General features: G+C 56.0%; 27 protein-coding genes. 6 read left to right on the top strand and 21 right to left on the bottom strand.

The annotated features are described in order from the left end of the window. Positions 1–7: 7 nt before the first annotated feature. Genes FIV46_RS13230 through pspA form a run of 4 tightly spaced genes read right to left on the bottom strand, consistent with a single transcriptional unit; the run spans position 8 to position 1,614 of the window. Complete coding sequence (locus FIV46_RS13230) at positions 8–250, bottom strand: PspC domain-containing protein (protein ID WP_139941404.1); 243 nt, start codon at positions 248–250, stop codon at positions 8–10. Beyond that, positions 250–657 carry an envelope stress response membrane protein PspC gene (pspC, locus tag FIV46_RS13225; protein ID WP_139941403.1) on the bottom strand — a complete coding sequence of 136 codons (408 nt, stop codon included), beginning with the start codon at positions 655–657 and terminating at the stop codon, positions 250–252. Before pspC ends, FIV46_RS13230 begins: the two co-directional genes overlap by 1 nt. Continuing rightward, positions 657–872 carry an envelope stress response membrane protein PspB gene (pspB, locus tag FIV46_RS13220; RefSeq protein ID WP_139941402.1) on the bottom strand — a complete coding sequence of 72 codons (216 nt, stop codon included), beginning with the start codon at positions 870–872 and terminating at the stop codon, positions 657–659. Before pspB ends, pspC begins: the two co-directional genes overlap by 1 nt. Positions 873–927: 55 nt before the next feature. Further along, positions 928–1,614, bottom strand: coding sequence for a phage shock protein PspA (gene pspA / locus FIV46_RS13215; protein ID WP_139941401.1), 687 nt, complete (start codon positions 1,612–1,614; stop codon positions 928–930). A 193-nt stretch (positions 1,615–1,807) separates the two neighbouring features. On the opposite strand from pspA, the gene pspF reads away from it, so the two are divergent. Beyond that, positions 1,808–2,842, top strand: a complete 1,035-nt coding sequence (pspF, locus tag FIV46_RS13210) for a phage shock protein operon transcriptional activator (RefSeq protein ID WP_139941400.1) — start codon at positions 1,808–1,810, stop codon at positions 2,840–2,842. Here the strand turns inward: pspF and ribA are convergent. Next, positions 2,839–3,924 carry a GTP cyclohydrolase II gene (gene ribA, locus FIV46_RS13205; RefSeq protein WP_139941399.1) on the bottom strand — a complete coding sequence of 362 codons (1,086 nt, stop codon included), beginning with the start codon at positions 3,922–3,924 and terminating at the stop codon, positions 2,839–2,841. The genes pspF and ribA overlap by 4 nt on opposite strands. Before the next feature lie 135 nt (positions 3,925–4,059). Between ribA and FIV46_RS13200 the strand changes: the two genes are divergently transcribed. The 4 genes from FIV46_RS13200 to FIV46_RS13185 all read left to right on the top strand — a co-directional run bounded on the left by FIV46_RS13200 (position 4,060) and on the right by FIV46_RS13185 (position 6,606). Then, positions 4,060–4,749 (top strand): response regulator transcription factor, encoded by a 690-nt coding sequence (locus FIV46_RS13200; protein WP_139941398.1) that lies wholly within the window; start codon positions 4,060–4,062, stop codon positions 4,747–4,749. A 91-nt stretch (positions 4,750–4,840) separates the two neighbouring features. After that, entirely contained in the window at positions 4,841–5,377 is a 537-nt protein-coding gene (locus tag FIV46_RS13195; RefSeq protein ID WP_139941397.1) for a 6-pyruvoyl trahydropterin synthase family protein, read from the top strand. 70 nt (positions 5,378–5,447) lie between these two features. Further along, a complete protein-coding gene (locus FIV46_RS13190) occupies positions 5,448–6,227 on the top strand; it encodes an SDR family NAD(P)-dependent oxidoreductase (protein WP_139941396.1) in 780 nt (259 codons plus the stop codon). Between the two features lie 4 nt (positions 6,228–6,231). Further along, positions 6,232–6,606: a dihydroneopterin aldolase gene (locus FIV46_RS13185; RefSeq protein WP_181163236.1), complete on the top strand. Its 375-nt coding sequence runs from the start codon at positions 6,232–6,234 to the stop codon at positions 6,604–6,606. Here FIV46_RS13185 and FIV46_RS13180 read toward each other — a convergent pair. From FIV46_RS13180 to FIV46_RS13125, 12 genes are all read right to left on the bottom strand, one after another. Beyond that, positions 6,603–7,115, bottom strand: a complete 513-nt coding sequence (locus FIV46_RS13180) for a PAS domain-containing protein (protein WP_139941394.1) — start codon at positions 7,113–7,115, stop codon at positions 6,603–6,605. The genes FIV46_RS13185 and FIV46_RS13180 overlap by 4 nt on opposite strands. 177 nt (positions 7,116–7,292) lie before the next feature. Continuing rightward, positions 7,293–7,736 (bottom strand): PAS domain-containing protein, encoded by a 444-nt coding sequence (locus tag FIV46_RS13175; protein WP_219846118.1) that lies wholly within the window; start codon positions 7,734–7,736, stop codon positions 7,293–7,295. Positions 7,737–7,992: 256 nt separating this feature from the next. Continuing rightward, complete coding sequence (locus tag FIV46_RS13170) at positions 7,993–8,493, bottom strand: PAS domain-containing protein (protein ID WP_139941392.1); 501 nt, start codon at positions 8,491–8,493, stop codon at positions 7,993–7,995. A gap of 182 nt (positions 8,494–8,675) precedes the next feature. Further along, positions 8,676–9,179 (bottom strand): PAS domain-containing protein, encoded by a 504-nt coding sequence (locus FIV46_RS13165; protein ID WP_139941391.1) that lies wholly within the window; start codon positions 9,177–9,179, stop codon positions 8,676–8,678. 96 nt (positions 9,180–9,275) lie between these two features. Continuing rightward, the gene (gene xth / locus FIV46_RS13160) at positions 9,276–10,073 is read right to left on the bottom strand and encodes an exodeoxyribonuclease III (RefSeq protein ID WP_139941390.1); all 798 of its coding nucleotides are present in this window, start codon (positions 10,071–10,073) and stop codon (positions 9,276–9,278) included. 46 nt (positions 10,074–10,119) lie between these two features. Then, positions 10,120–10,695 carry a hypothetical protein gene (locus FIV46_RS13155; RefSeq protein ID WP_139941389.1) on the bottom strand — a complete coding sequence of 192 codons (576 nt, stop codon included), beginning with the start codon at positions 10,693–10,695 and terminating at the stop codon, positions 10,120–10,122. A gap of 338 nt (positions 10,696–11,033) precedes the next feature. Next, the gene (locus FIV46_RS13150) at positions 11,034–11,729 is read right to left on the bottom strand and encodes a LolA family protein (protein ID WP_181163235.1); all 696 of its coding nucleotides are present in this window, start codon (positions 11,727–11,729) and stop codon (positions 11,034–11,036) included. A 62-nt stretch (positions 11,730–11,791) separates the two neighbouring features. Then, positions 11,792–14,200, bottom strand: coding sequence for a DNA translocase FtsK (locus tag FIV46_RS13145; RefSeq protein WP_139941387.1), 2,409 nt, complete (start codon positions 14,198–14,200; stop codon positions 11,792–11,794). A 71-nt stretch (positions 14,201–14,271) separates the two neighbouring features. Then, a complete protein-coding gene (locus FIV46_RS13140) occupies positions 14,272–15,480 on the bottom strand; it encodes an aminotransferase class I/II-fold pyridoxal phosphate-dependent enzyme (RefSeq protein WP_219846117.1) in 1,209 nt (402 codons plus the stop codon). Between the two features lie 135 nt (positions 15,481–15,615). Next, positions 15,616–16,842 (bottom strand): ammonium transporter, encoded by a 1,227-nt coding sequence (locus FIV46_RS13135; protein WP_139941386.1) that lies wholly within the window; start codon positions 16,840–16,842, stop codon positions 15,616–15,618. 307 nt (positions 16,843–17,149) lie between these two features. Further along, positions 17,150–18,424, bottom strand: coding sequence for an ammonium transporter (locus FIV46_RS13130; RefSeq protein WP_342780437.1), 1,275 nt, complete (start codon positions 18,422–18,424; stop codon positions 17,150–17,152). 61 nt (positions 18,425–18,485) lie between these two features. Continuing rightward, entirely contained in the window at positions 18,486–18,824 is a 339-nt protein-coding gene (locus FIV46_RS13125; RefSeq protein ID WP_139941384.1) for a P-II family nitrogen regulator, read from the bottom strand. A gap of 302 nt (positions 18,825–19,126) precedes the next feature. Between FIV46_RS13125 and FIV46_RS13120 the strand changes: the two genes are divergently transcribed. Beyond that, positions 19,127–20,338: a UbiH/UbiF/VisC/COQ6 family ubiquinone biosynthesis hydroxylase gene (locus tag FIV46_RS13120; RefSeq protein WP_139941383.1), complete on the top strand. Its 1,212-nt coding sequence runs from the start codon at positions 19,127–19,129 to the stop codon at positions 20,336–20,338. Between the two features lie 102 nt (positions 20,339–20,440). On the opposite strand, the gene FIV46_RS13115 is transcribed toward FIV46_RS13120, so the two are convergent. From FIV46_RS13115 to trxA, 4 genes are all read right to left on the bottom strand, one after another. Then, a complete protein-coding gene (locus tag FIV46_RS13115) occupies positions 20,441–21,100 on the bottom strand; it encodes a PEP-CTERM sorting domain-containing protein (protein WP_139941382.1) in 660 nt (219 codons plus the stop codon). Between the two features lie 214 nt (positions 21,101–21,314). Then, positions 21,315–21,521: a Trm112 family protein gene (locus FIV46_RS13110; RefSeq protein ID WP_139941381.1), complete on the bottom strand. Its 207-nt coding sequence runs from the start codon at positions 21,519–21,521 to the stop codon at positions 21,315–21,317. A 9-nt stretch (positions 21,522–21,530) separates the two neighbouring features. Beyond that, positions 21,531–22,223, bottom strand: a complete 693-nt coding sequence (locus FIV46_RS13105; RefSeq protein ID WP_139941380.1) for an LON peptidase substrate-binding domain-containing protein — start codon at positions 22,221–22,223, stop codon at positions 21,531–21,533. Between the two features lie 9 nt (positions 22,224–22,232). Next, the gene (trxA, locus tag FIV46_RS13100) at positions 22,233–23,135 is read right to left on the bottom strand and encodes a thioredoxin (protein WP_139941379.1); all 903 of its coding nucleotides are present in this window, start codon (positions 23,133–23,135) and stop codon (positions 22,233–22,235) included. Between the last annotated feature and the right edge of the window lie 18 nt (positions 23,136–23,153).

Genomic DNA, 23,153 nt, shown 5'->3' with positions numbered 1-23,153 from the left:
AAATTTATTATTGATACAGCCGCAGGGGCTTTTCTGCCATGACCAGCGCGGCAATGAAATAGATCAGGATGACAATCGGGCCGGTCATGAAAATTCCGAGGATCCCCAGGATCCTGAGAAAGGTTTTGTTGATGCCCAGGAACTCTCCCAGGCCGGAAAAGACGCCGCTGATCATGCCGCCGATCTTGTCCTTGTAGAGGCGGTTCGCGCCACAGTCACAGCTTCTCCTGTCACAGTAATAGCAAGACATCAGTTGTTCTCCAGATCGCGAAATTCTTTATGCAGTTTATATTCGCTTGAGGTCACATGGGCCTCGGCGGCCCGCAGGCGGCGCTCGATATCGCGAAACTTGTAACGCACGTCGCGGATCGTATTGCGAGGTTTGACCCGCACGTTTTTCCAGAACTCACCTTCCTTCTCGTCGTGATAAAGATCCGACGGTTTGGGGTCCAGCATCCAGGCCAGGAGCACATAGGCAATCAGGACCAGGGGACCGGCGAAGAAGAAAAAGGCGATCACCGAAATAATGCGGATGACGGTGGGATCAATTCCGAAATAGTCGCCCAAGCCGGCGCACACCCCGGAAATTTTCCCGTTTTTCTTGTCCAGATACAGCTTGTTGTATTTGGGGGCATGTTGTTCAGGATGAGGGCTCATTATTTGTTCCTCCAATCCGGGGATTCCGCATCCAGGATGCGCTCGATGTTATTCAACCTGCTTTCGATCTTCTCGGCACTCTCATAAAGGTCGGCGAGAATTTGTTCGTCTTCGCTGGTCAGCGTCTTGGCCGATTTCCATTTCGTGATGTAATGGAAAATGATCCACAGCGGCGCGACAACAACGAGGAACAGTATCCCGAAAACTTCGCCCATCAGACTTCTCCTTTGATGCTATATCCCCACGGGTAGGCTTTCGCCCCCACCCGCATTATTTTTTATCTTCTTTGCTTTCTTTGCCTTTGGCCATTTTGGCTTTCAGCTCGGCAAGTTCGTCTGCCACTTTCTGCTGGGCTTCCAGATCGGCAAACTCGTCATGCAGGGTTTTCTCCCGCCCCATGTCGGCAGCCTCGACCCGGCTTTCGGTTTCCTCTACACGACGTTCCACCTGACCGAAACGTGTCATCACATCGTCAATCCGGTTGTCGTAAAGTTTCTGGCGCACCCGAAGCTGGCTGGACGCAGAGCGCTGACGTTCGATCAGGGATTTCTGTTTGGCCTTGGCTTCCTTGATCTTGGCTTCCAGCGAAATAATGTCGCTTTCATATTTGGTCAGCGCTTCTTCCAGCGGCTCGCGGTCATTTTCCAGGCGCTCCGCCATTTCCGCAAGTTTGGCCCGCTCCACCAGGGCGCCGTTGGCCAGGTCTTCGCGATCCTTGCTCAGCGCCAGCTCGGCCTTGGCGTACCATTCATCCTGTGCCGCCTGCAGGCGGGTGAGGTTGCGCTCCAGTTCCTTGCGGTCGGCAATGACCCGGGCGGCGGAAGAACGGACTTCCACAAGAGTGTCTTCCATTTCCTGGATCATCAGGCGGATCATTTTTGCCGGATCCTCTGCCTTGTCCAGAATATGGTTGATGTTGGAATTTACAATGTCACTGAGGCGAGTAAAAATGCCCATAATCTTTCTCCAGTTAAATAGCTCAATACCTGCTACCCGGATATGACATTTGCAGAAAGCGTGCCAGTTTTACAAAACCCCCTTATCTCATTGATATTAAACATTTTTATTTATCGACTTAAAAATCTTGCCAAATTTCTGTTAGTGAATTACGCTACCCATTAGTTATTTTCAACAATATTTGGCAATTTTCATGGCGAGCCCACAGGATCAACCCATCATCGGCGAAAGCCCGGCCTTTCTGGAGGTCATTGACCAGGCGTCCCGGGCCGCCCGGCACGAACGTCCGGTACTGGTAATCGGCGAGCGTGGCACCGGCAAGGAGCTGATCGCCGCCCGCCTGCATTTCCTGTCCCCGCGCTGGGAAGGCAATTTCATCCAGGTCAACTGCGCGGCACTGACCGAAAGCCTGCTGGAATCTGAATTGTTCGGCCATGAAGCCGGCAGCTTCACCGGCGCCGCCAACAAAAGGATCGGCCGGTTCGAGGAGGCCCACGGCGGCACCCTGTTTATGGATGAGATCGCCACCTGCTCCATGTCGGCCCAGGAAAAAATCCTGCGCATCACCGAATATGGCACCTTCCAGCGGGTCGGCGGCAACAAGGTGCTCAATGTGGATGTACGCCTGATCGGCGCCACCAATGTGGACCTGCCCTCCGCCGCAGACGCCGGCGAATTCCGCCATGACCTGCTGGACCGGCTGGCGCTCGACGTCATCACCCTGCCGCCGCTCAGGGCCCGGCGGGAGGACATCATCCTGCTGGCCTTCCATTTCGGCCAGCGCGCGGCCCATGACCGGGACTGGTCCAGCTTCCCCGGGTTTTCCGAAGACATGATCGAGGCCCTGCAGGAATATCACTGGCCGGGCAACATCCGCGAGTTGAAGAACGTGGTGGAGCGGGCCGTCTATCATGCTGAAGATGAATTTGACCCGATCCATATTCTGGAACTGGATCCGTTCCGCTCCCCCTGGCGGCCAAAGCCGGCCGCCTCATCCCATAAGGACGAGAAACCGCCGGTGCAGGAGGCGCCAGCCGCGCACAAAGAACCGGTAATTACGGAGACCCTGGGCCCCACCGATTACACTGAGACCGTCGCCAGGGTGGAAAAGGACCTGCTGCAGAAGGCACTCGACGCCAACAAGCATAACCAGCGGGATACGGCGGTCTATCTCAACCTGACCTATCACCAGCTCCGCCACCAGCTGAAAAAACACGACCTGCTCTAGAGCAGGTGACCGGAGCGCTTTTTCTTGGTCCTGAGATAAAATTCATTGTGGGCGTTGGACGGGAATTTATGTTCGACCCGTTCGACAACGTTGATGCCACAGGCTTCCAGCCCCGCCACCTTGTCCGGGTTGTTGGTCAGCAGACGCACCTTTGAAAATCCCAGCTTCTTGAGCATCTGCGCCGCCGGCTCGAAGATGCGCTCGTCGCTCAGAAAACCGAGCCGTTCGTTGGCGTCCACCGTATCGAACCCCTGGTCCTGCAGGTGATAGGCCCTGAGCTTGTTGATCAGGCCGATGCCGCGGCCTTCCTGGGCCAGGTAAAGCAGCACACCGCCGCCCTGCTCGCGCATGAATTTGATGGCGCCGCGCATCTGGTCGCCGCAGTCGCACTTCAGGCTGCCAAGCAGGTCACCGGTAAAACATTCCGAATGAATCCGGGCCAGCACCGGATCATGGCGATTGGGCGACCCGATCAGGATGGCGAAATGCTCGGTGCCGCCGTCTTTCGGCCGGAAGGCGACAATTTCCGTATCCTCCGCCCCTTCCAGCGGCACTTTGGCCGAGGTCACCTTCTCCAGCGACAGGGCGTCAGACAGGTCATAGTCGGTCACTTCACCGGCGGACACATTCAACAGATCGCCAAACCGCCCTTTCGGCACCGGCCCGACAAACACCGCTGCCGGCAGCAGGCGGGCGATCTTGCACAGCTTGATTCCGGCGTCATGCATCGGCCCTGCATTCTCCGCCGCCACTTTGTACGGCCCCATCATCGGGTGGTCCAGGTCATCGGCCGGATCGACCATGAACTGGATCGCCGCACTGGTCATGTGGCGGGACACGTCCACCAGCGCCACATCACCCTTACGCGGCGAGACCTTGAGCACATTGGCCCGGTTATAGGTCAACCCCACCTGCAGCTTGCCCCCGGCCGCCGCCTTCAGGCTGTCCAGCCATTGCTCCGTCAACAGTTCCGGTGGAAAGACCAGAAGCTCCTCGTCGGAATTGGTCACCACGACCGGCCGACCGCGCCGCAGTTCACTGGCGGCGCGCTCCACATTCACTATCTTGTGATCGAATGTCATTTCCCCTTTTGGGGTATTTGATGGCAGGTCTGTACCCATTAAAATATCCAGAAATCAGGTAATCTGATATACTAAGTATGTGCTTTATATAGTGTTGTAACCGAAAAAAGAACAGAATACAGAGGGAATTTTAACATGGCCCAAACCTTTCGGATCCTTTTGGTGGATGATGACGAGGACCTGCGCTCCACCCTGGCAGAGCAGCTCTCTTTCCACGAGGAGTTTGTCACCGAACAGGCCGGCACCGGTATGGACGGCCTGAAAGCCGCCAAGGAAGGGGGCTTTGACCTGGTGGTTCTCGATGTTGGCCTGCCGGATATTGACGGGCGGGAAATCTGCCGCATGATGCGGAAATCAAACATCAAGATTCCCATTATCATGCTGACGGCCAATAATTCCGACGCAGACACCATCCTCGGCCTTGATGCCGGCGCCAACGACTATGTCACCAAACCGTTCAAATTCGGCATCCTTTTGGCCCGCATCCGCGCCCACCTGCGCCAGCACAGCATCAGTGAGGATGCCTCCTTCGTGATCGGCCCCTATCTGTTCAAGCCGGGCGAGAAAACGCTCACCAACCAGGAAAATGATGAAAAGATCCGCCTGACCGAGAAGGAAACCAACATCCTGAAATACCTCAAGCGCGCCGAAGGCACCGCGGTCAGCCGGGATACCCTGCTTGATGAGGTCTGGGGCTATAATGCCGGGGTCACCACCCACACCCTGGAAACCCATATCTATCGCCTGCGTCAGAAAATCGAGCCGGACCCGTCCAGCGCCCGCATCCTGGTCACCGAACCGGGCGGCTACCGCCTCGGTGACTGACAATCGGCCCGGAAGCACGGGTCAGACTCTTCTGGACTTTGCGACGGCACTGATATATCAAGCGCCAGTTATCCTAATTAACGGGCGCACCATGTTTGAAATTTGTTTTACACGGCGATATTCCATGTCCCACAGGCTCTACAGCCTGAAGGACAGCCGTTGCTTTGTGCCCCACGGCCACAACGAGTTTGTCAAAGTCTACCTGAGCCGGCCGGAAAATGACGCGCTCGACGGCGACACCAATATGATGGCGCCGTTCGACACCCTGAAGAAAACCTGGCACCAGTGGGTCGACAATCACCTGGACCACAGCCTGCATCTGTCGGACAAGGATCCGCTGATCGGGTTTTTCCGCGACAACGAGCCGGAGAACCTGGCCCACCTTCTGGTCACGCCGGGCGATCCCACCACTGAAGCCCTGGCGGCCTGCCTGTTTGCCAAGATCAATGCGTTTCTCAACGACCTTGGCCTCGGCATTGTCTGCCGGCGCCTGGAGATCGAGGAAACCCCGACCAACACGGTGATCTTCCACGGCGACCCGGACAAGGCCCTGTGTACCGACAGCTACCCGGGTCCGGCCAGACCCTGGTGGAAACGGGCCGACATGTCCATCAACGACCTTGCCTGAAAACATCCAAGGCGCTTGAACTGACGTCACAGGTCAGGCTATTCTCCTGTAAATTCAACGGAAGAGCATAATGGACAGCAGCATTCTGGTTACCGGCGCGGCCAAACGGATCGGCCGCGATATTGCCCTGACCCTGGCGGCGGCCGGGTATCATATCCACCTGCATTATCACAACTCCGGCGACGAGGCCCGGCAGACCCTGACGGACATTGAAACGGCCGGCGGCAGCGCCAGCCTGGTGCAGGCCGACCTGGCCGACTATGACGCTGCACAGCGCCTGATCCCGGGCCTCGCGGCAACCAATACCCCGCCGCTGCGCCATCTGGTCAACAACGCTTCCCAGTTCGACGACGACACCCTGTTTTCGCTGGATGCCGCCTCCTTCCAGTCCCATATGGACGTCAACCTGCGGGCGCCATTGCAACTGAGCCGCGGCCTCTATGACTCCCTTGGGACAGATGACAACAAGGGCAGTGTGGTCAATATCATCGACAGCAGCATCTTCGCCATGAATCCGGATTTCCTGTCCTACAGCCTGAGCAAATATGCCCTGTCGGGCGCGACGGAGGCCAGCGCCATGGCCATGGCGCCACGGGTGCGCGTCAATGCCGTCGCGCCGGGCCTGACCCTGCTCAGCGGCGACCAGACGGAAGACAATTTTGAACTGACCCGCCACTTCAATCTCAATGAATCGTCCAGTACGGCGAAAGATATCGCCGCCACGGTCCGGCACCTGATCGAAACACCTTCCTTCAATGCCGCCGTCCTGCCGCTGGACAGCGGGCAGAAAAACCTGCATATGAACCGGGATGTCGCCAGGATCGCGGAAAAATATCTGGGGAAGGAATGACGGAATGAAGCCCTATCAGGTAACCCGGCGCCAGATCATTCTGGAAGATTTCGAAACCATGGTGTCGATCGGCATCCACGACCACGAGCGGGCGGCCCCGCAACGCATTATTTTCAACATTATTCTTACCGTCGACACCGCTTGCCCGGAGAGAGACCATATCGAGGAGGTGCTCGACTATGACTTCCTGCGCACCGGCATCACCGAACTGATCGAGGCCCGGCATTATAATCTGCAGGAAAGCCTGTGCCGGGATATTATTGACCTGTGCTTCAGCCGGAAACAGGTTGTGGCGGCAAAAGTGTCAAGCCGCAAAGCAGATGTCTATGAGGATTGCGCCTCTGTCGGGTACCAGATCGAGGCAGAACGGAACGCCTAGCGGCGCTTCCGGGCTGAAATAACACTGTCTGCCAGCACGATAAAGAACTGCCTGATTTCCCCGTCCGCCAGGCAAAAGGGGAACATGCCGCGCAACAGCAGGTGTTCGCCACCCTCAAAATCTGTCGCCTCGATTTTTGAAAAGATCGGCTGGCTGGTTTCCATGATTTGATGGACTTCCCGAAAGCACAATTCATATTGTCCGGGCTCCAGAACGTCTTTCAGGAAATTCCCGATATTCCCTTTACCGGCAAGCGCGACCAGATATTCCCCCTCCAGTCGGGGCCTCAGATCCTGTCCCCGTTCCGTATCCACCAGCTCCAGAACCACCAAGTAGGGAAGAAGAGAAGGCACATCGAGAGGGGAAAATTTCCTGCGCCAGGGCACGGGCTGATCTCCTTTCAGGCCGGCCCAGTAATCCGCAAACAGCTTGACCGGATGAACAGGAGGCAGATCATCCAGCTCAATTCCTTCGTAGGATGTATAGGCAAGTTTCGGCAGATCTGTCACCCGTACACATGAAGGCTTTTTCCCTTCACCCTTTCAGTCCCCGTTATTTGTAAGCCGCTGGAGCAGGAAACGACCATGCAATGGTAATATACTATATTCGCTTGTGATAAGCACAATATATTGGAGGTTAAAATCCAACAGAGCCTGGGGAACAGGCTCCGGGGCAGGGAGAAACCCTCACAGGCTCATTCCATTTTCGCCGACAACAATAAAAATCTGTCCCTTCCTGTCCCCGTCGAGGACGAAGGGAAAAACGCCGCGTAACAGTTTGTGGGTCTTGTTTTTATGATCCAGCGCCTCGATTTCCGCAAATTGCGCTTCCCCGTTTCCTAGGGTTTCCCTGGCTTCCTGCAGTCGCGCAAAATATCCGTCTTCTTCCATGACATGCCGTGCCGACGCCCCCATATTGCTTCTTCCGGTCAGGGAAATCATATATTCACCTTCCAGGCGGGTATGGAGATCCGGGCCGTCATCCGTCTCGGTAAGTTCCAGTACAACCAGATAGGGCAACAGGACCGGTACGTTAATGGGTGAGAAGTCCTGCCGTGCGGGGATTGGCCTGTCGCCGCGCAGTTTCCGCCAATGATCGGCAAACAACCTGACCGGATGATCCGCAGGCACCTCCTGGTCAGATATCTTCCGATAAGAGGTGTATTTTAATTTCTGCGTTTCCCTCATACTCCCCGAACCCCGATAAATAATGTCTGTAATACTCTACAATTTTTACAGGAAATCGATTACCAAAAAGTAACCGCACGAGAAATAAAACCATCCTTGAGAGAACAGCCGTCAGGAACCGGCCCGGGAAATCGGAAAATTACAATAGTGTTTGACGTCGAATCAGCAGTTGCCGGACATCGCGCAGACCCGTCTTCCCTCAAAGGGATGTATTTTCATCCGCCAGGACAACGAAAACCTGCTCGCTCTGTGATCCGTTCGACCTGAAGGGAAATACAGCGCGGAAAACCTTGTGGTATTTTTTCTCGCTATCGAGAAGTTCCACCAAGCTGAAGCGAACAATCCCGGTTTCAAGGGCGTCCTGCGTTTCCTTAAGACGCATCTGGAATCGCTCCTCGTTCATAACCCTCCGCCGGGAGTGCCCCCGGTTCGTTTTGCCGTTCAGGGACACATAAAATTCCCCTTCGAGACGAGTCATCAGATCCGGCCCCTGCTCCGTCTGTATCAGTTCGTGGACCACGAGATAAGGCAGCAATGCGGGCACCTTGACCGGCGAAAAATCCCTGCGGACCGGGATCGAACCATCACGGCCGAGCTCCCGCCAGTGGTCTGCGAACAACCTGACCGGATGCCGCTGTGGAATATCTTCTTCCTTCACAACGGTTTCGGATAGGTATTCCACATAGGTTTGAGGGGACATGGATGAATCGCCTGGGTTTATTTGCATATTTTTTTGGCAAATTTACACTGCAAAAACTTACCAAAAAGTTAACAAACTATTAATGAAATTCAAAATTAGCACATAATGCTACATGGTTAAAATATTTGCCAAGGCTTACAAACAGGAAATATTGGGACGGGCCAGCTAAAATCCGCTCACTTTCAGACGATGGAGCTGTCTTTATCGGCCAAAACGATAAAAACCTGTCCTGTCTCGGATCCGTTCATTCGGAAGGGGAAAATACCGCGAATGACAGTATGACTCTCATTCCGGTAATCAAGCAGATCATTGACACTGAAATATACTTGTCCCGATTTGAGTACCTTCCGGGCTTCTGCCAGACGCTTCTGGAAGCGTTCTTCACTCATTAAATTCCGCAGTGAATGCCCCCGATTGTTTCTGCCGCTCAGAGAAACAATATATTCCCCTTCCAGACGTGTCCTGAGATCAGGACCTTCTTCGGTGTCCACTAATTCCACCACCGCAACATAGGGCAACAAATTTGGAATTCTGATCGGTGAAAAATCTTTTCGCGCAGGTATGGATTTGTCACCACCGATGTCTCGCCAGTGATCTGCGAATAACCTGACCGGATGCCGCTGTGGAATTTCCTCCTCAGCCAACTCCTTTTCGGCAAAATATCCCAACCTTTTCGAACCTGACATGAACTCGACACCTGCTCGAATTTAGCCATGATGGATATGAAAATTACAATGCAAGAACTTTCCAAAATGTCAGTGCAAGGTTAACATGCTGAAATTCTAGAACTCGAAATCCACCAGCACCGGCGCATGATCCGATGGCCGCTCCCACCCCCGGGCGTCCTCCATGACCTGCATGGACCGGGGGGTATCTTTCAGGGCGGGGCTGACCCAGATATGATCTAGCCGGCGTCCTTTGTTGGCCGCCTGCCAGTCCCTTGCCCGGTAAGACCACCAACTATACAGTTTTTCCTCTTCCGGCACAAACTGGCGCATCACATCCTGCCAGTCATGGGCCACCTGCAGGTCCTTCATCCGCTCCACTTCAATCGGAGTATGGCTGACCACCTTCAACAGCTTCTTGTGATCCCAGACGTCCTGTTCCAGCGGCGCAATATTCAGATCCCCCACCAGGATATGCTTGCCGTCTTTTGGCAGGTCCTCCGACCAGCGGGTCATTTCATCGAGAAAATCCAGCTTGTGGGCGAATTTGTCATTGATGGCCGCGTCAGGCTCGTCGCCGCCCGCCGGCACATAGAAATTATGCAGCGCGACCCCGCCCGGCAGGACCACTTCCACATGCCGGGCGTCTCCCTTGCCGCACCAGTCTATGCGACCACGATTCTCAAAAGGGATACGCGAAAAGGTGGCCACGCCGTGATAGGCTTTCTGGCCGGCGAGAGCCGCATGCTCATAGCCCCGTTCGGCAAAGAATTTGACCGGAAACATATGGTCCTGGACCTTGGTTTCCTGCAGACAGAGAATATCCGGCGCCGCCTCCCGGATGAACTGGTCCACCAGCTCCAGTCTGGTTCTGACGCTGTTGATATTCCAGGTTGCCAGTCGTGCCGTCGTCATAAGAGTTCCCTGCCTGTTATAATGATTATTCTATATATAATGCTGGTCAGAAAATATTGAAGGTATTGCCAACGACGCCCAGTGGCCACCAGCCCATCTCATAAAGCTGAAACTTGAGGGCAAAGGGATGATTTTCCTCTTCCCCGGCCGCAATCATCAGCGCCGTCTGGTAACAGCAATGCATGGCGGTCCCTGCGGCCGCCCGGATCAGTTCCTCGTCATGGATACCCCACATATCCGCTGTGGTAATCAGGTTATCGGTAACATATTCGGAGGCTTGGGTATTCACATGGGTCAGCGCCACCCGCAGGGCCTCTTCATCAAGCATCTCCTGGGCGCTCAGGGCAAGACCGGCCAGTATCTGCTCTTCCGCTTCCCACCAGGGACTGTTCCAGTCGTTGGTTTCCATGGTCGCCGCCGCCTCGTCCCAGTCATGGATCTGGGCGATATCCGCGCCCGGAAACCCCAGGGCATCAAGATAGTCCTGTGCCTTTTCCCTGAGCTCGGCGCTCAGCGGCTCCCCGACATTGCGGAACCAGTTGGTCCGGGGGATCAACCGGGCAAACCGCCCCACCTGCAGGAGTGTGGGATAATCCTCGATATCGATGTCTTCTTCACTCATGACGGGTTCTTCCTGAATAACTCTTCCGCTCATTACTAATCCGCTGACAGGGCTTGCACAAGGAGCGAATAGAAAAAAACCCGGTCAGACACATCTGACCGGGCAGTCTACGCTATGCTAGGCAAGAGGGAGGGGGAGGGAAACCTCTTGCCGACGAACCGGGGAACTGGATAATCTGAGGAAGTGTAGATCATATAAGCAACCCCGGCTCGCATATTAGAGATAAGTGAAAAGCATCCACTTTCAAGAGTGTATCTGCAATTATTTAGCAACCTATTGCTTTATAAGGGTTTTTACATGAAAATAATGTTGTTTCCGGTTTTCCGCCGTTCCCGCAACTACTTGCGCGGGCCGTGGACCGGGCGTTTGCTGATCGGCCGCGGATCCTTATAGGTAAACCGGTCCTTGTCAATTTCCACATTATACTGCGGATTGACCAGGGCGACACGGGTCAGATAGCCCTGGGCGTCCATCACTTCCCAGGCCTTGAGCTCCATGCCGGATTCCTCAAAAATCAAGGTAATATAGCCCTGCTCTTCCCGTTCCTTGTCAATCACCGGCACCTTGAGCAGGCCGGCAAACCGGATGATTTCCGGAACTTCCACTTTGCCACTCAGGCTGACAGTATCATCCACCAGGATCCCCAGCGGAGTCTTGCCGATCGGCCAGCGGGTAATCTGGTCCACCTCATAGTCGATAAAGCTGAGCATATTGCCGTCACTGACAATCAGGAACGGCAGGTCGTCTTCATAGTCAAAACGCAGCTTGCCCGGCCGCTCCAGGAAGACGGTCCCTTCGGATGTGGTGCCGTCCGGGGCCCGCTGGATAAACTGCGCCTTCAGGCTCTTGATTTTATTGAGGCTCTCCTCGATGCGGGCAATAACCTTCTCCCGGTCCTCGCCGGTGACCAGAGTGGGCGCCGCTTCAACCGTTTTCATTTCGGCGCGGGGGGTCCGCTCGATCGCCTGGACCGTTTGTCCCGCGGGCAGCAGGGTGGAAACCACAAGAGCTCCGGCTAAAAAATATTTGTTCATCGTCTTTCCCAACACTCCCGCACGCCCACTGGATAGCACACCATCGGGATCAAAATAAGGCATCAGCTTTCACCGCTGTGGTCCTGGATCAGGACTTCCCGCTTGCCCACATGGTTGGCGGCACTGATCACACCTTCTTTTTCCATTCGGTCGATAATGTTGGCAGCCCGGTTATAGCCGATCTGCAACTGCCGCTGGACATAGCTGGTGGAGGCCTTGCCGTCCCGGGCCACAATAGCCACTGCCTGATCATATAGGTCGTCGCCACTGGATTTTCCACCATTGCCGTCGCTGACCGCATGCTGCAGGAAGGTATTTTCATAACCCTCCTCGGGCTCTTCGGTCACATTTTCGAGGTAATCGGGCCAGCCCTGCTTGCGCAATTCGTCCGCCACCCGCTCCACTTCCTCGTCACTGACAAAGGGGCCATGGACGCGGGTAATGCGGCCACCCCCGGCCATATAGAGCATGTCCCCCATACCCAGCAGCTGTTCCGCCCCCTGTTCGCCAAGGATGGTGCGGCTGTCGATCTTTGAGGTCACCTGGAAACTGATCCGGGTCGCAAGGTTGGCCTTGATGGTGCCGGTGATCACATCCACCGACGGGCGCTGTGTCGCCATGATCAGGTGAATGCCCGCGGCCCTGGCTTTCTGGGCCAAGCGCTGGATCAGCACCTCGATATCCTTGCCGGCCACCAGCATCAGGTCCGCCATCTCGTCGACGACGATGACAATCATCGGCATCGGGGTCAGGTCGAGATGTTCCTCCTCGTAAACCGGTTCACCGGTTTCCGGGTCAAAGCCGGTCTGGACCCGGCGCACAATATCCTCGCCCTTCTTGCGGGCCTGCTCCAGGCGCTGGTTATAGGCGGTGATGTTGCGCACCTGCAGCTTGGCGATATTCTGGTAGCGCTGGTCCATTTCCTGCACCGCCCATTTCAGCGCCACCACCGCCTTCTTCGGGTCCGTCACCACCGGGGTGAGCAGATGGGGAATATTGTCATAGACCGACAGTTCCAGCATCTTGGGGTCGATCATGATCAGGCGGCACTGTTCCGGCGTCAGCTTATAGAGCAGCGACAGGATCATTACGTTAATGGCGACCGACTTACCGGAGCCGGTGGTGCCGGCCACCAGAAGGTGCGGCATGCTGGCCAGGTCGGCAATGATCGGTTCGCCGCCGATATCCTTGCCCAGTGTGAGCGGCAGCTTGGCCTTGCTGTCTTCATAGGCCGGACTGGTCAGCAGCTCGCGCAGCGCCACAATCTCGCGTTTGCTGTTAGGCAGTTCGATACCGATGGCGTTCTTGCCCGGCACCACGGCGACACGGGCGGAAACGGCGCTCATGCTGCGGGCGATATCGTCGGCCAGATTGATCACCCGGGATGATTTGGTTCCCGGCGACGGCTCCAGTTCATAGAGGGTCACCACCGGTCCGGGGCGGACCTGGACAATCTCTCCCTGGACACCAAAATCATCCAGCACAGATTCCAGCATGCGGGCATTTTGTTCCAGCGCCTCGCGGGACAGCCGGTCCTCCCTGGACAGCGGCTTGGCCTTGCTCAACAGGCTGAGCGGCGGCAGGGCAAACTCGCCGTCGGAAAGGATATCCAGCATCGGCTGTTTTTCCTTTTCCTCGCGGCGGCTTTTTGTTTCCTTCGGTTTCGGCGTGTCGACAACGGGAATGGATTTCTGCTCCACCGGCTCCGCAGCCTTTTCGATCACCGGCTCCTTGCGCACTTTGGCTTTCCTGGGGCTGACATCAATGACATTGCCGCTTTCCACCGGTTCCCGGCGCAACTGGCCCGCCACCCGCCGTATCCCGGCAACAGCACTGCCTGCTCCCTTGAGCACGAGCCAGACCAGGAAGGCGCCGATGGTCCGCCATTCGGATTTTTCCAGTCCCAGCACAAACAGCAGGCACAGCCCCGTCAGAACCAGGGATACAAGCCCCATGATCACCGGAAAGGCCTCCACCCCGGTCATGGCCCAGACCGACATCAGGTTATCTTTCAGCAGGTCGCCCAGGATGCCGCCCATCCCTGTCGGCAGCGGCCAGGCGGAACTGGCCGGAAACAGGGACGTCGCCAGCGAGGCCAACAGCACCGCAATGGGCAACAGCAGCAAATGGCGGAACAGGAACGGCAGGCCCTGCAGGGAGATCACCCGCCAGCCCCAGGTAATGAAGGGGAAGATGAGAACCACGGCCCCGAGACCAAGGGACTGGAGCAACAGGTCTGCCACATGGGCTCCCGGCGCCCCAAGCCAGTTGCCGACCGGGCCGACAACTTCGTTATTCCAGCTCGGGTCATGGGTATCATAGCTGAGAAAAGAGGCGTAGACCGCCAGGGCAAATATCACCAGAACAGCGCCCCATCCCCGGATGAAGCTCTTTTTCAGGAATTCGGTGACTGCCTCGGGCAAAAGGGCCTTTTTGGCAGATTTCTTTATACTTTTCCGTCTGTTAGCCAAAAACTAATCCTAAAATATCTTGCCTGACTGCAACTATATTACATCTTGCAGGTTTTACAAAAATTACTCTTCTATAAAATTGTGGCGATTTTGGCGAGTGCCGGCTCCAGCAGCTCTTCCCCATGCACCAGGGTGAGACGGATATATCCGGCACCGGGATTGACGCCGTTGCGGTCTTCCCGTGCCAGATAGGCCCCGGGCAATACCTTGATGCCGGCTTCCCGCCACAGGGCCCTGGCTGCCTGTTCCCCGTCCCCGACCCTGAGCCACAGGCAAAAACCGCCCGATGGGCGCGAAAAGTCAAACCGGCCGGCCAGATATTTTTCTGCCAGGTCAAACTTGCGGCGATACAGCGCCCGGTTGGCGATTACATGTTCCTCATCCCGCCAGGCGGCGGCGGAGGCGGCATCGACCGGCAGCGGCAGGGGGGAGCCGCCGTAATTGCGCAACCTGCGGCATTCGGCAGCAATCACCGGATCGCCGGCCATAAAGGCGGAGCGCAACCCGGCCAGATTGGAGCGTTTCGAAAGCGAATTGAAACAGACCACATGGTCGAACGGATTTTCCGGATCGCCTTCGCCTGCCGAGACCAGCTCCATGCAGGCCTGCAAAATCCCAACCGGCGCCTCGGCGTCATAGATTTCCGAATAACATTCATCCCCCACCAGCACGAAATCATACTTTCTGGCCAAGCGGATGGCTTTTTTCAGATAATCGAGGGAGGCAAAACTGCCCTGGGGATTGGCGGGATTGCAGATAAAGCAAAGCGCCGTCCGTTCCAGAACCTCTTCCGGCAAGGCCTCATAGTCCGGCAAAAACCCGTTTTCCGCCTCCGCATTCACATAGAAAGGCTCCGCGTTGGCGGCAATGGCTGCCCCGGCATAAGGTTGGTAGAAGGGATTGGGCATCAGCACCAGCGGCACGCCGCCCGCCTTCTGCCGGTCAATGGTCACAAACCCGATGGCAAACAGGCCTTCCCGGCTGCCGCAAAGCGGCACCAGGTGATCTGCCCCGAGCATGCCCTCGTCCAGCCCGAAACGCCGTTCCAGCCAGCCGCCGACCGCCTGCTGCCAGTCCGGGGTTCCCGCGACCGGCGGATATTTGTGATAGCTGGCCCGTTCCTGATACAGGATCTCGGCCACAAATTCCGGGATCTCATGCTGCGGCTCCCCCAGGGACATGTTCAGTCCCCCGGGATCACCAGATTCAATATCATTGAGCAAAGCCCGCATGCGAGGAAAAGGATAATCCGGCAGCGCCTTCAGACGGGAATTCAACAAATAACAAGTCCTTCTGTTAATCTGGCGCTACTTTACTTTCCCGGACGGGGGGAAACAAGCACAGAAATGCGTCCTCCGGAACAGAAAAGGGCGGACCCGAAGGCCCGCCCTGCTCAAATAAGCCCGTCTGCCGGACTACTTCATGGTCAGATCTTCCTCCGGATAGGCGGAGATTTTATGGATGCTGAGATCCGCGCCGCGGAATTCTTCTTCCTCATCCAGGCGGATGCCCAGGAACTGGCGGATCACGCCATAAACGATAAATCCGGCCACAAGGGCGAAACCGGCCCCAATCAGGCTGCCCACCAGCTGGGACAGGAAGGTGACGCCGCCCAGGCCCCACAAGGCCTCAAGACCGAAAATGCCGGCCGCGATGCCGCCCCACAGCCCGCACAGGCCGTGCAGGGGCCACACGCCCAACACATCGTCAATTTTCCATTTTTCCTGGCAAACCACGAACAGTTTCACAAAAATCACCCCGGCCACTGCGCCGACAGCGAGGGCGCCGACCGGGTGCATGATATCAGAGCCGGCACAAACGGCCACCAAACCGGCCAGCGCACCGTTATGCACAAACCCGGGGTCATTGCGGCCAACCAGCAAGGCTGACAGAAGACCGCCAACCATGGCCAGCAGGCTGTTCATGGCCACCAGGCCGCTGGCCCCGTCCACTGCCTGGGCGCTCATCACGTTAAAGCCGAACCAGCCGATGCACAGGATCCAGGAGCCGAGCGCCAGGAACGGAATATTTGACGGCGGAATACCCACCGCCGAACCGTCCTTGCGATAGCGACCAATGCGGGCGCCCAGCAGCACGACGGCGCCAAGCGCCAGCCAGCCGCCGACCGCATGCACAACGATGGAACCGGCAAAATCGTGGAACGGCGCCCCGAACATGGCTTCCATCATGCCCTGGAAATTCAGGGTATCGCCCCAGACCATGCCCTCAAAGAAGGGATAGACCAGGCCGACGATGACGGCCGTCGCCAGAAGCTGGGAACCGAATTTGGCCCGTTCGGCGATGCCGCCGGAAATGATCGCCGGGATGGCCGCGGCAAACGTCAGCAGAAAGAAGAATTTTACCAGGTCATAGCCGTTGGCGGCAAACAGCTCGCCGGTCATGCCGCTGATTTCCGCGGCACTGGCCAGGAAACTGACCCCATAGGCAACCCCATAGCCGATAAAGAAATAGGCCACGGTGGACATTCCGAAATCGGAAAGGATTTTCACCAGGGCATTAACCTGGTTCTTTTTACGAACGGTTCCCACCTCGAGAAAGGCGAAACCTGAATGCATAGCAAACACGAGAATGGCACCGACAAGTACAAAAAATACGTCGGCGCCCGATTGTAAGGCTTCCATAATATTTGTCCCTCATTTTCAAGGCCCGGAAGTGGGACCTTTCGGGGCGAGCAGTACTCAAAAACCGTGCCAGAAAAGGAAAAATTCTGTCTGCCCAATATATTAACAAAAAATGACCAGAAATTGCGGCGTTGCAATATGCAAAAAAAACAGGCAAGAGCTGAATAGCTTTTGCCCACTTGCATAAATTTTGCCCATTTTTGAAAAAGGGAGGGCGGGCGCTCATGAGGGACTGGAGCACCCGCCCAATGGTCAGTTAGCTAGAAGACCCAAGCCAAAGACCAAACTTTAAGTTATACGGTCCCGATTAGAGTTTCTGGGAACCGTGACCGAATTCCGGATAGGCTTCCAGGCCAAGTTCAGCCAGGTCGCTACCGCGGTCTTCGTCTTCTTCGCTCATCCGGATACCCATGGTGTATTTCAGCACCAGCCATACCACAGCACTGGAGATGGCTACGAAGGCACCGATAGCAACCACACCGGTCAGCTGAGCGATGAAAGTCACATCCGGGTTGGTGATGGCGACAGCCAGCGTACCCCAGATACCGCAGACCAGGTGAACCGGGATCGCACCGACAACGTCATCGATCTTCAGTTTGTCGAGCAGCGGCACGGCGAAGACCACCAGGACGCCACCGAAGGCACCGATCAGGATGGATTCACCGATGGTCGGAGTCAGCGGTTCAGCCGTGATGGACACCAGACCGGCAAGGGCGCCGTTCAGGGCCATGGTCAGGTCGATCTTCTTGTAGATGATCTTGGTCAGAGCCATGGCAGCTACGATACCGCCGGCAGCAGCCATGTTGGTGTTGGCAAAGATCTGGGATACGGCAACAGCGTCGATGGCAGAACCAAGAGCCAGCTGTGAGGCGCCGTTAAATCCGAACCAGCCGAGCCACAGGATGAATGTACCCAGGGTAGCGAGCGGCAGGGATGAACCCGGGATCGGGCGAACGGAACCGTCGGCAGCATATTTGCCTTTACGGGCACCGAGGATGATGGCGCCGACCAGAGCAGCCCAACCACCTGTGGAGTGCACCAGGGTAGAACCGGCAAAGTCACTGAAGCCCAGACCGTCGAGCCAGCCGGCACCCCATTCCCAGGAACCCTGGATCGGGTAGATAATACCGGTCAGAACAAGTACGAAGATAAAGAAGGGCATCAGCTTGATGCGCTCGGCCAGGGTACCTGACACGACTGAAGCAGCGGTGGCCACAAACACCATCTGGAAGAACCAGTCTGATGCAGAGGCATAACCACCGGAAACATCAATCATTTCAGAAGCGGCTGTTTCGCCGGGACCCCAGATAGAGAAGGTTCCCATGAAACCGGTACCTTCAGCCACACCGGAATACATCAGGTTGTAACCGATCAGGTAATACATGATGCCGGCAAGGGCATAGAGCGCGATGTTTTTAAGGCACATGGTGGAAACGTTTTTGGTCCGCACAAGGCCGGCTTCAAGCATACAGAAGCCTGCAGCCATCCACATCACCAGGAAGCCACCAATCAAAAACAATAGTGTATTTAAAATATAAGCTGTTTCTTCGCTTACTTCGGCATGGGCAGCAGAAACGCCCATGAAAGCCGAAATCACCAAAAACAAACTTGTCCCACGTAATAACTTTTTCATATTTCTTCTCCTAAAGGGCGTCTTCGCCCGTCTCTCCTGTCCTGATCCGCATGGCCTGCAAAAGGTCGACAACAAAAATTTTGCCATCGCCAATGCGACCCGAATAGGCAGCCTGCCTGACAGCCTCGATTGCCTTGTCAACAAGATCCTCTTTCACGGCGAGTTCAAGACGAACCTTCGGTACAAAGGCCACGTCATATTCGGCACCACGATAGATTTCGGAATGGCCCTGTTGACGGCCATAACCTTTGACCTCATTCACAGTGAGACCTTCTACACCGATACCGGTGAGGGCCTCACGCACCTCATCCAGTTTGAACGGCTTTATAATTGCAGTTATTAATTTCATAGACTCTTCCTCCTGTATGTCCGAGTTGCCAGATTCATTTCAAGAGTCGTGCCAGAATCGAAATTTGCGCATAACCCTTTGATTTTTAAAAAGAAAAAAAATATTTCAAAATCCTGGCCAAATATTTAATCTTTTATTAATGACTATTTTTTGTGCAATTTTTATATTTGCATATATTTTGATCAAATATTTTGCATTGCCAGCGGAAAGATGCGGTCTATATATAATCAGTGTAAATCAACGGACTGAAATGGCCAAATTCTAACTGTGCCCCAGTCCCTCATTTTGTACCGGACGGGTAAATGAAGCTTGATTGTGATGTGGTGATTTCTGGCAGCGGCGTCGCCGGTATGACCCTGGCTCTGGGTCTTGCCCGCCAGGGCCTGAACTGTACCCTCATCGACCAGGTTGACCTGACCGCCACCCTGAATGACGACTTTGACGGCCGTTCCTATGCCATCTCCCATGCCCCCTATATGATGCTGGAAAGCCTGGGGCTGTGGGAAAAAATCGGCTTTGACGCCCAGCCCATCAACGAGATCCGCGTGACTGACGGCTTTTCGCCGCTGTTTCTGCATTTTGATGAAAAGGAACTGGGCGAGGGCCCGCTCGGTTACATGGTTGAGGTCCGCCACATCCGCAAGGGCCTCTATGACGCTCTCGTCGCCGAAAAAAACATCACTCTGCTGATGCCGGAAAGGATCACCGGATGTGAGGCCGGTCCGGGACATACAGAGGTCACCCTGTCCAGCGGCAGGAAACTGACCGCCGCGCTGCTGGTGGCGGCGGAAGGCCGCCGCTCGCCGCTGCGCGACCTGCATGGTATCCGCAGCCGCACCTGGGACTATCACCAGGCCGGCATCGTCACTACTGTCGAACACGAAAAAGACCACCAGGGCATCGCCCATGAGCGTTTCTTCCCCGGCGGCCCCTTTGCCATCCTGCCGTTAACAGGCAACCGCGCCTCCATCGTCTGGACCGAACCCAATGATCTGGCAAAGACCATCATGGGCCTGTCGGAAGACGCCTTTAACCGGGAACTTGGCAAAAAATTCGGTACTTTCCTCGGCGAGGTCAAATCGCTCGGCCAGAGATGGTCCTACCCCCTGACCCTGCAGCTGGCCGACCGCTACACCGACGACCGTTTTTGCCTGGTGGGCGATGCGGCCCATGGCATTCACCCCATCGCCGGGCAGGGATTCAACCTGGGCCTCCGGGACATTGCCGTGCTGCTGCAGGTCATTGTCGATCAGGCCCGGCTTGGCGGGGACATCGGCGCGCCAGATGTGCTGGAACATTATGCCCGCTGGCGGCGCACCGACAATGCCACCCTGGCCCTGGTCACCGACGGGCTGACCCGGCTCTTTTCCAACGATATTGCCCCGGTCCGCGTGGCGCGGCAGTTGGGCCTCGGCCTGGTCAATGAAATCCCGCCCTTGCGGAAATTCTTCATGCGCCACGCCCGGGGCACCGTCGGCGACCTGCCGAGGCTTCTCAGGGGAGAGAGCCTGTAGAGGAAATTCCTCACCTTCCGAACTTCGTCAGACAGAGCAAACAAAAAGGCGGCGTCCAATATCCTGAGGGCGCCGCCGTTATAGAGCTACGACAAAATTGATTTAGGTGCGACGTTTCCGTGTGGCAGCAAGACCGAGCAACCCAAGCCCCAGAAGCCCTAGTCCGGCAGGTTCCGCAACCTGCACGTCGTCCGAAAGCTCAAACGCAATCTCACCAACCACTGCCTGCGGATGCCCAAAGTTGGAGTTAATCACCATTTTGACAAATGACGCCTCTGTCGATGCAAATGAAAATACCTGACCCACATTTGAAGCCTCAGTTGTAATATTAGTTGCGTTGAAACTTCCAAGCAGTATTTCGTCAACAAAGCCGGCATTATCGGCAGCGTAAAGGTCAAAGGCGTTAACGCCGGCATCGAAGCCAAATGACCATAACCCAAGTGACTGAATGGCATACAGACCACCAAGAGAAAATGTAAGCTCCATCGGATAACCAGTACCAGGCACACTTGCCCAACAGCCATAGCCACAGGAGAAATCATGTGTTGTGCTGGTCACATAGGCATCAAAATCGGTCACTTGGGACGTATACCCCGCACTCAAACTGCTTTGATCGATCATATTTCCGGCGACGGCCGTACCGTTTGAATTTGTTGCAGTTACATCAACCGCCTGCAAAATCAATCCAGCATGCGCCAGGCCCGCCGACCCAATAAAAACCAGCGCTGATGAAACGATCAGTCTCGAAATCCAGTTACGCATTTTTACTTCCTCTTTTTTGTATTTTCGACATTTTTCACGCCTTGTTTCTAGGTAATTTTCGTGCCACAAAAAATACTTTTAAAACAGTTGGTTAACTTAATCACCATAACCAAATGTGTAAAGCAGGCCGTAAAACTGTCAGGATTTCTTACAGGTGTCAGCCTATGGAATGGAAGTGAACGTGAAATCCGGCCGACCTCGGGAACTTGACAAACTACTCAAGTTCCCGCGCTTCCTCCACCAGCATGATGGGGATACCGTCGCGGATCGGAAAGGCCAGCCTTGCCTTGCGGCTGATCAGTTCGCCCGCCTCGCGGTCATATTCCAGCGGTTCCTTGGTGACCGGACAGGCCAGCACCTCGAGAAGCTTTGGGTCCACCTTGCCGTAGTTTTCCTTTTCCGGAAGTTGTTCGTCACTCATCTTTCACCTTCAATGATAATGTTTGTCGGCCGATCCGGACGGGTCGGCAAGATTGATTTCCAGGAGATTGACCATCAGGTCAAAACGGTCTTTGAGACTCCTGGCTTCAAGCACCGCCTGGGCCTCGCCCGAACTGGTGACACAATATTTGGCCAGTTCATTGATCAGCACTTCATCTTCCGCCTGCTCGAAAAAGTCACCCCAGTCTGCCGACAGCCCCCGGGCCTCCAGTGATTTCAACAGCAGGCCCTCCAGCCGATAGCGATCGATATCCGGAGAGCGCGGCGGAGCGCCACAATCTTCCGTATAATTGTCATAGCTGACCCGAAGTTCGCGATAGAGATGACGCTGGGGCAGTTCCTCGACCACGTCAAAGCGGCTCAGTCCCGTCAGCATGAGAGTCACCTGACCATCTTTGGTCTGTTCGAAACTGGAAATCATGCCCAGGCATCCGCTGCCGTACAGTGGCGGCGTTTCGGGACCGCGTCCGATATTATCGAGGGCGAGCCCAGCCGGACCGACACCTTCCATCGGCAACGGCTGGATCATGCCAATCACCCCCTGTCCCTCGCGGGCATGCTCCACCATTTCCAGGTAGCGGGGTTCAAAAATATTGAGGTAGAGCTGGCTTTTCGGCAACAGCAATGCCCGGGTCAGGGGAAACACCGGGATTACGTCTGGCAGCTCTTCCAGTCCGAACATCTCAACACCTCAGGCAAAAAGAAGGCTTGAAAGCTTGCGTCGCGCCCGGAGCGTAAAGGGGTCGGCCGGACCGGCAATCTCGAAAAATTTCACCAGTTGCTCCCGGGCGCCGTCATCCTGCCATTCCCGGTCCCTGGCAATAATGTCCAGCAACTGGTCGGCCGCATCATCCCGCCGTCCTTGGGCCCATAGCGCCAGCGCCAGGTCAAACCGGGCCCGGTGGTTGTCCGGATTTTCAAACAGCGCGGCTTCCAGTTCCTGCACATCGCCAAGCTCGCCCGCCTGTTTGGCCATCTCCAGCGCCGCCCGGGCCGAAGAAATTTCCGGCGTGTTTTCCAGGTTGGCCTGGGCGCTGTTGAGAACATTTTCGGCATTTTCCAGATCGCCCAGTTCGACCAGCACCCGGGTCAGGCCGGCAATGGCGATCACATTCTGCGGTTCCACCTGCAGGATCTGGGAATAAATCCCGCCGGCGCTCTCGAAATCCCGGCCTTCGATCAGCATGGCGGCCTGCTCCAGCATCTGTTCCAGCGGGGACGGGCCGATCTCCCCGGCAAAGCGGGCGATAAATTCCTTGATCTTGTCCGCCGGCAAAGCCCCGGCGAAGGCATCGACCGGACGGCCATCCTTGAAGGCCACCACTGTCGGGACGGACCGGATCTGCATCTGGCTGGCGATCTGCTGGTTTTCGTCAATATTGATCTTGGCCAGGCGCACCGCGCCCCCGGCTTCGTTGACCACTCTTTCCAGCACCGGCGTCAGCGCCTTGCAGGGTTCGCACCAGGGCGCCCAGAAATCAACCAGCACGGGCACGTCCTGGGAGGCCTCAATCACATCCGCCATGAAGGTGGAGGTGTCCACATCCTTGATCAGTCCCGCCGGTCCCTGGTCCGCGCCATCAATCGTCTGCATCTTGTATCCTTTATTTTC

The organism is Emcibacter nanhaiensis, assembly GCF_006385175.1.
Lineage (GTDB): Bacteria > Pseudomonadota > Alphaproteobacteria > Sphingomonadales > Emcibacteraceae > Emcibacter > Emcibacter nanhaiensis.
Note: the sequence above shows the minus strand (reverse complement) of the source record. Positions and strands in the feature narration are given on the sequence as shown.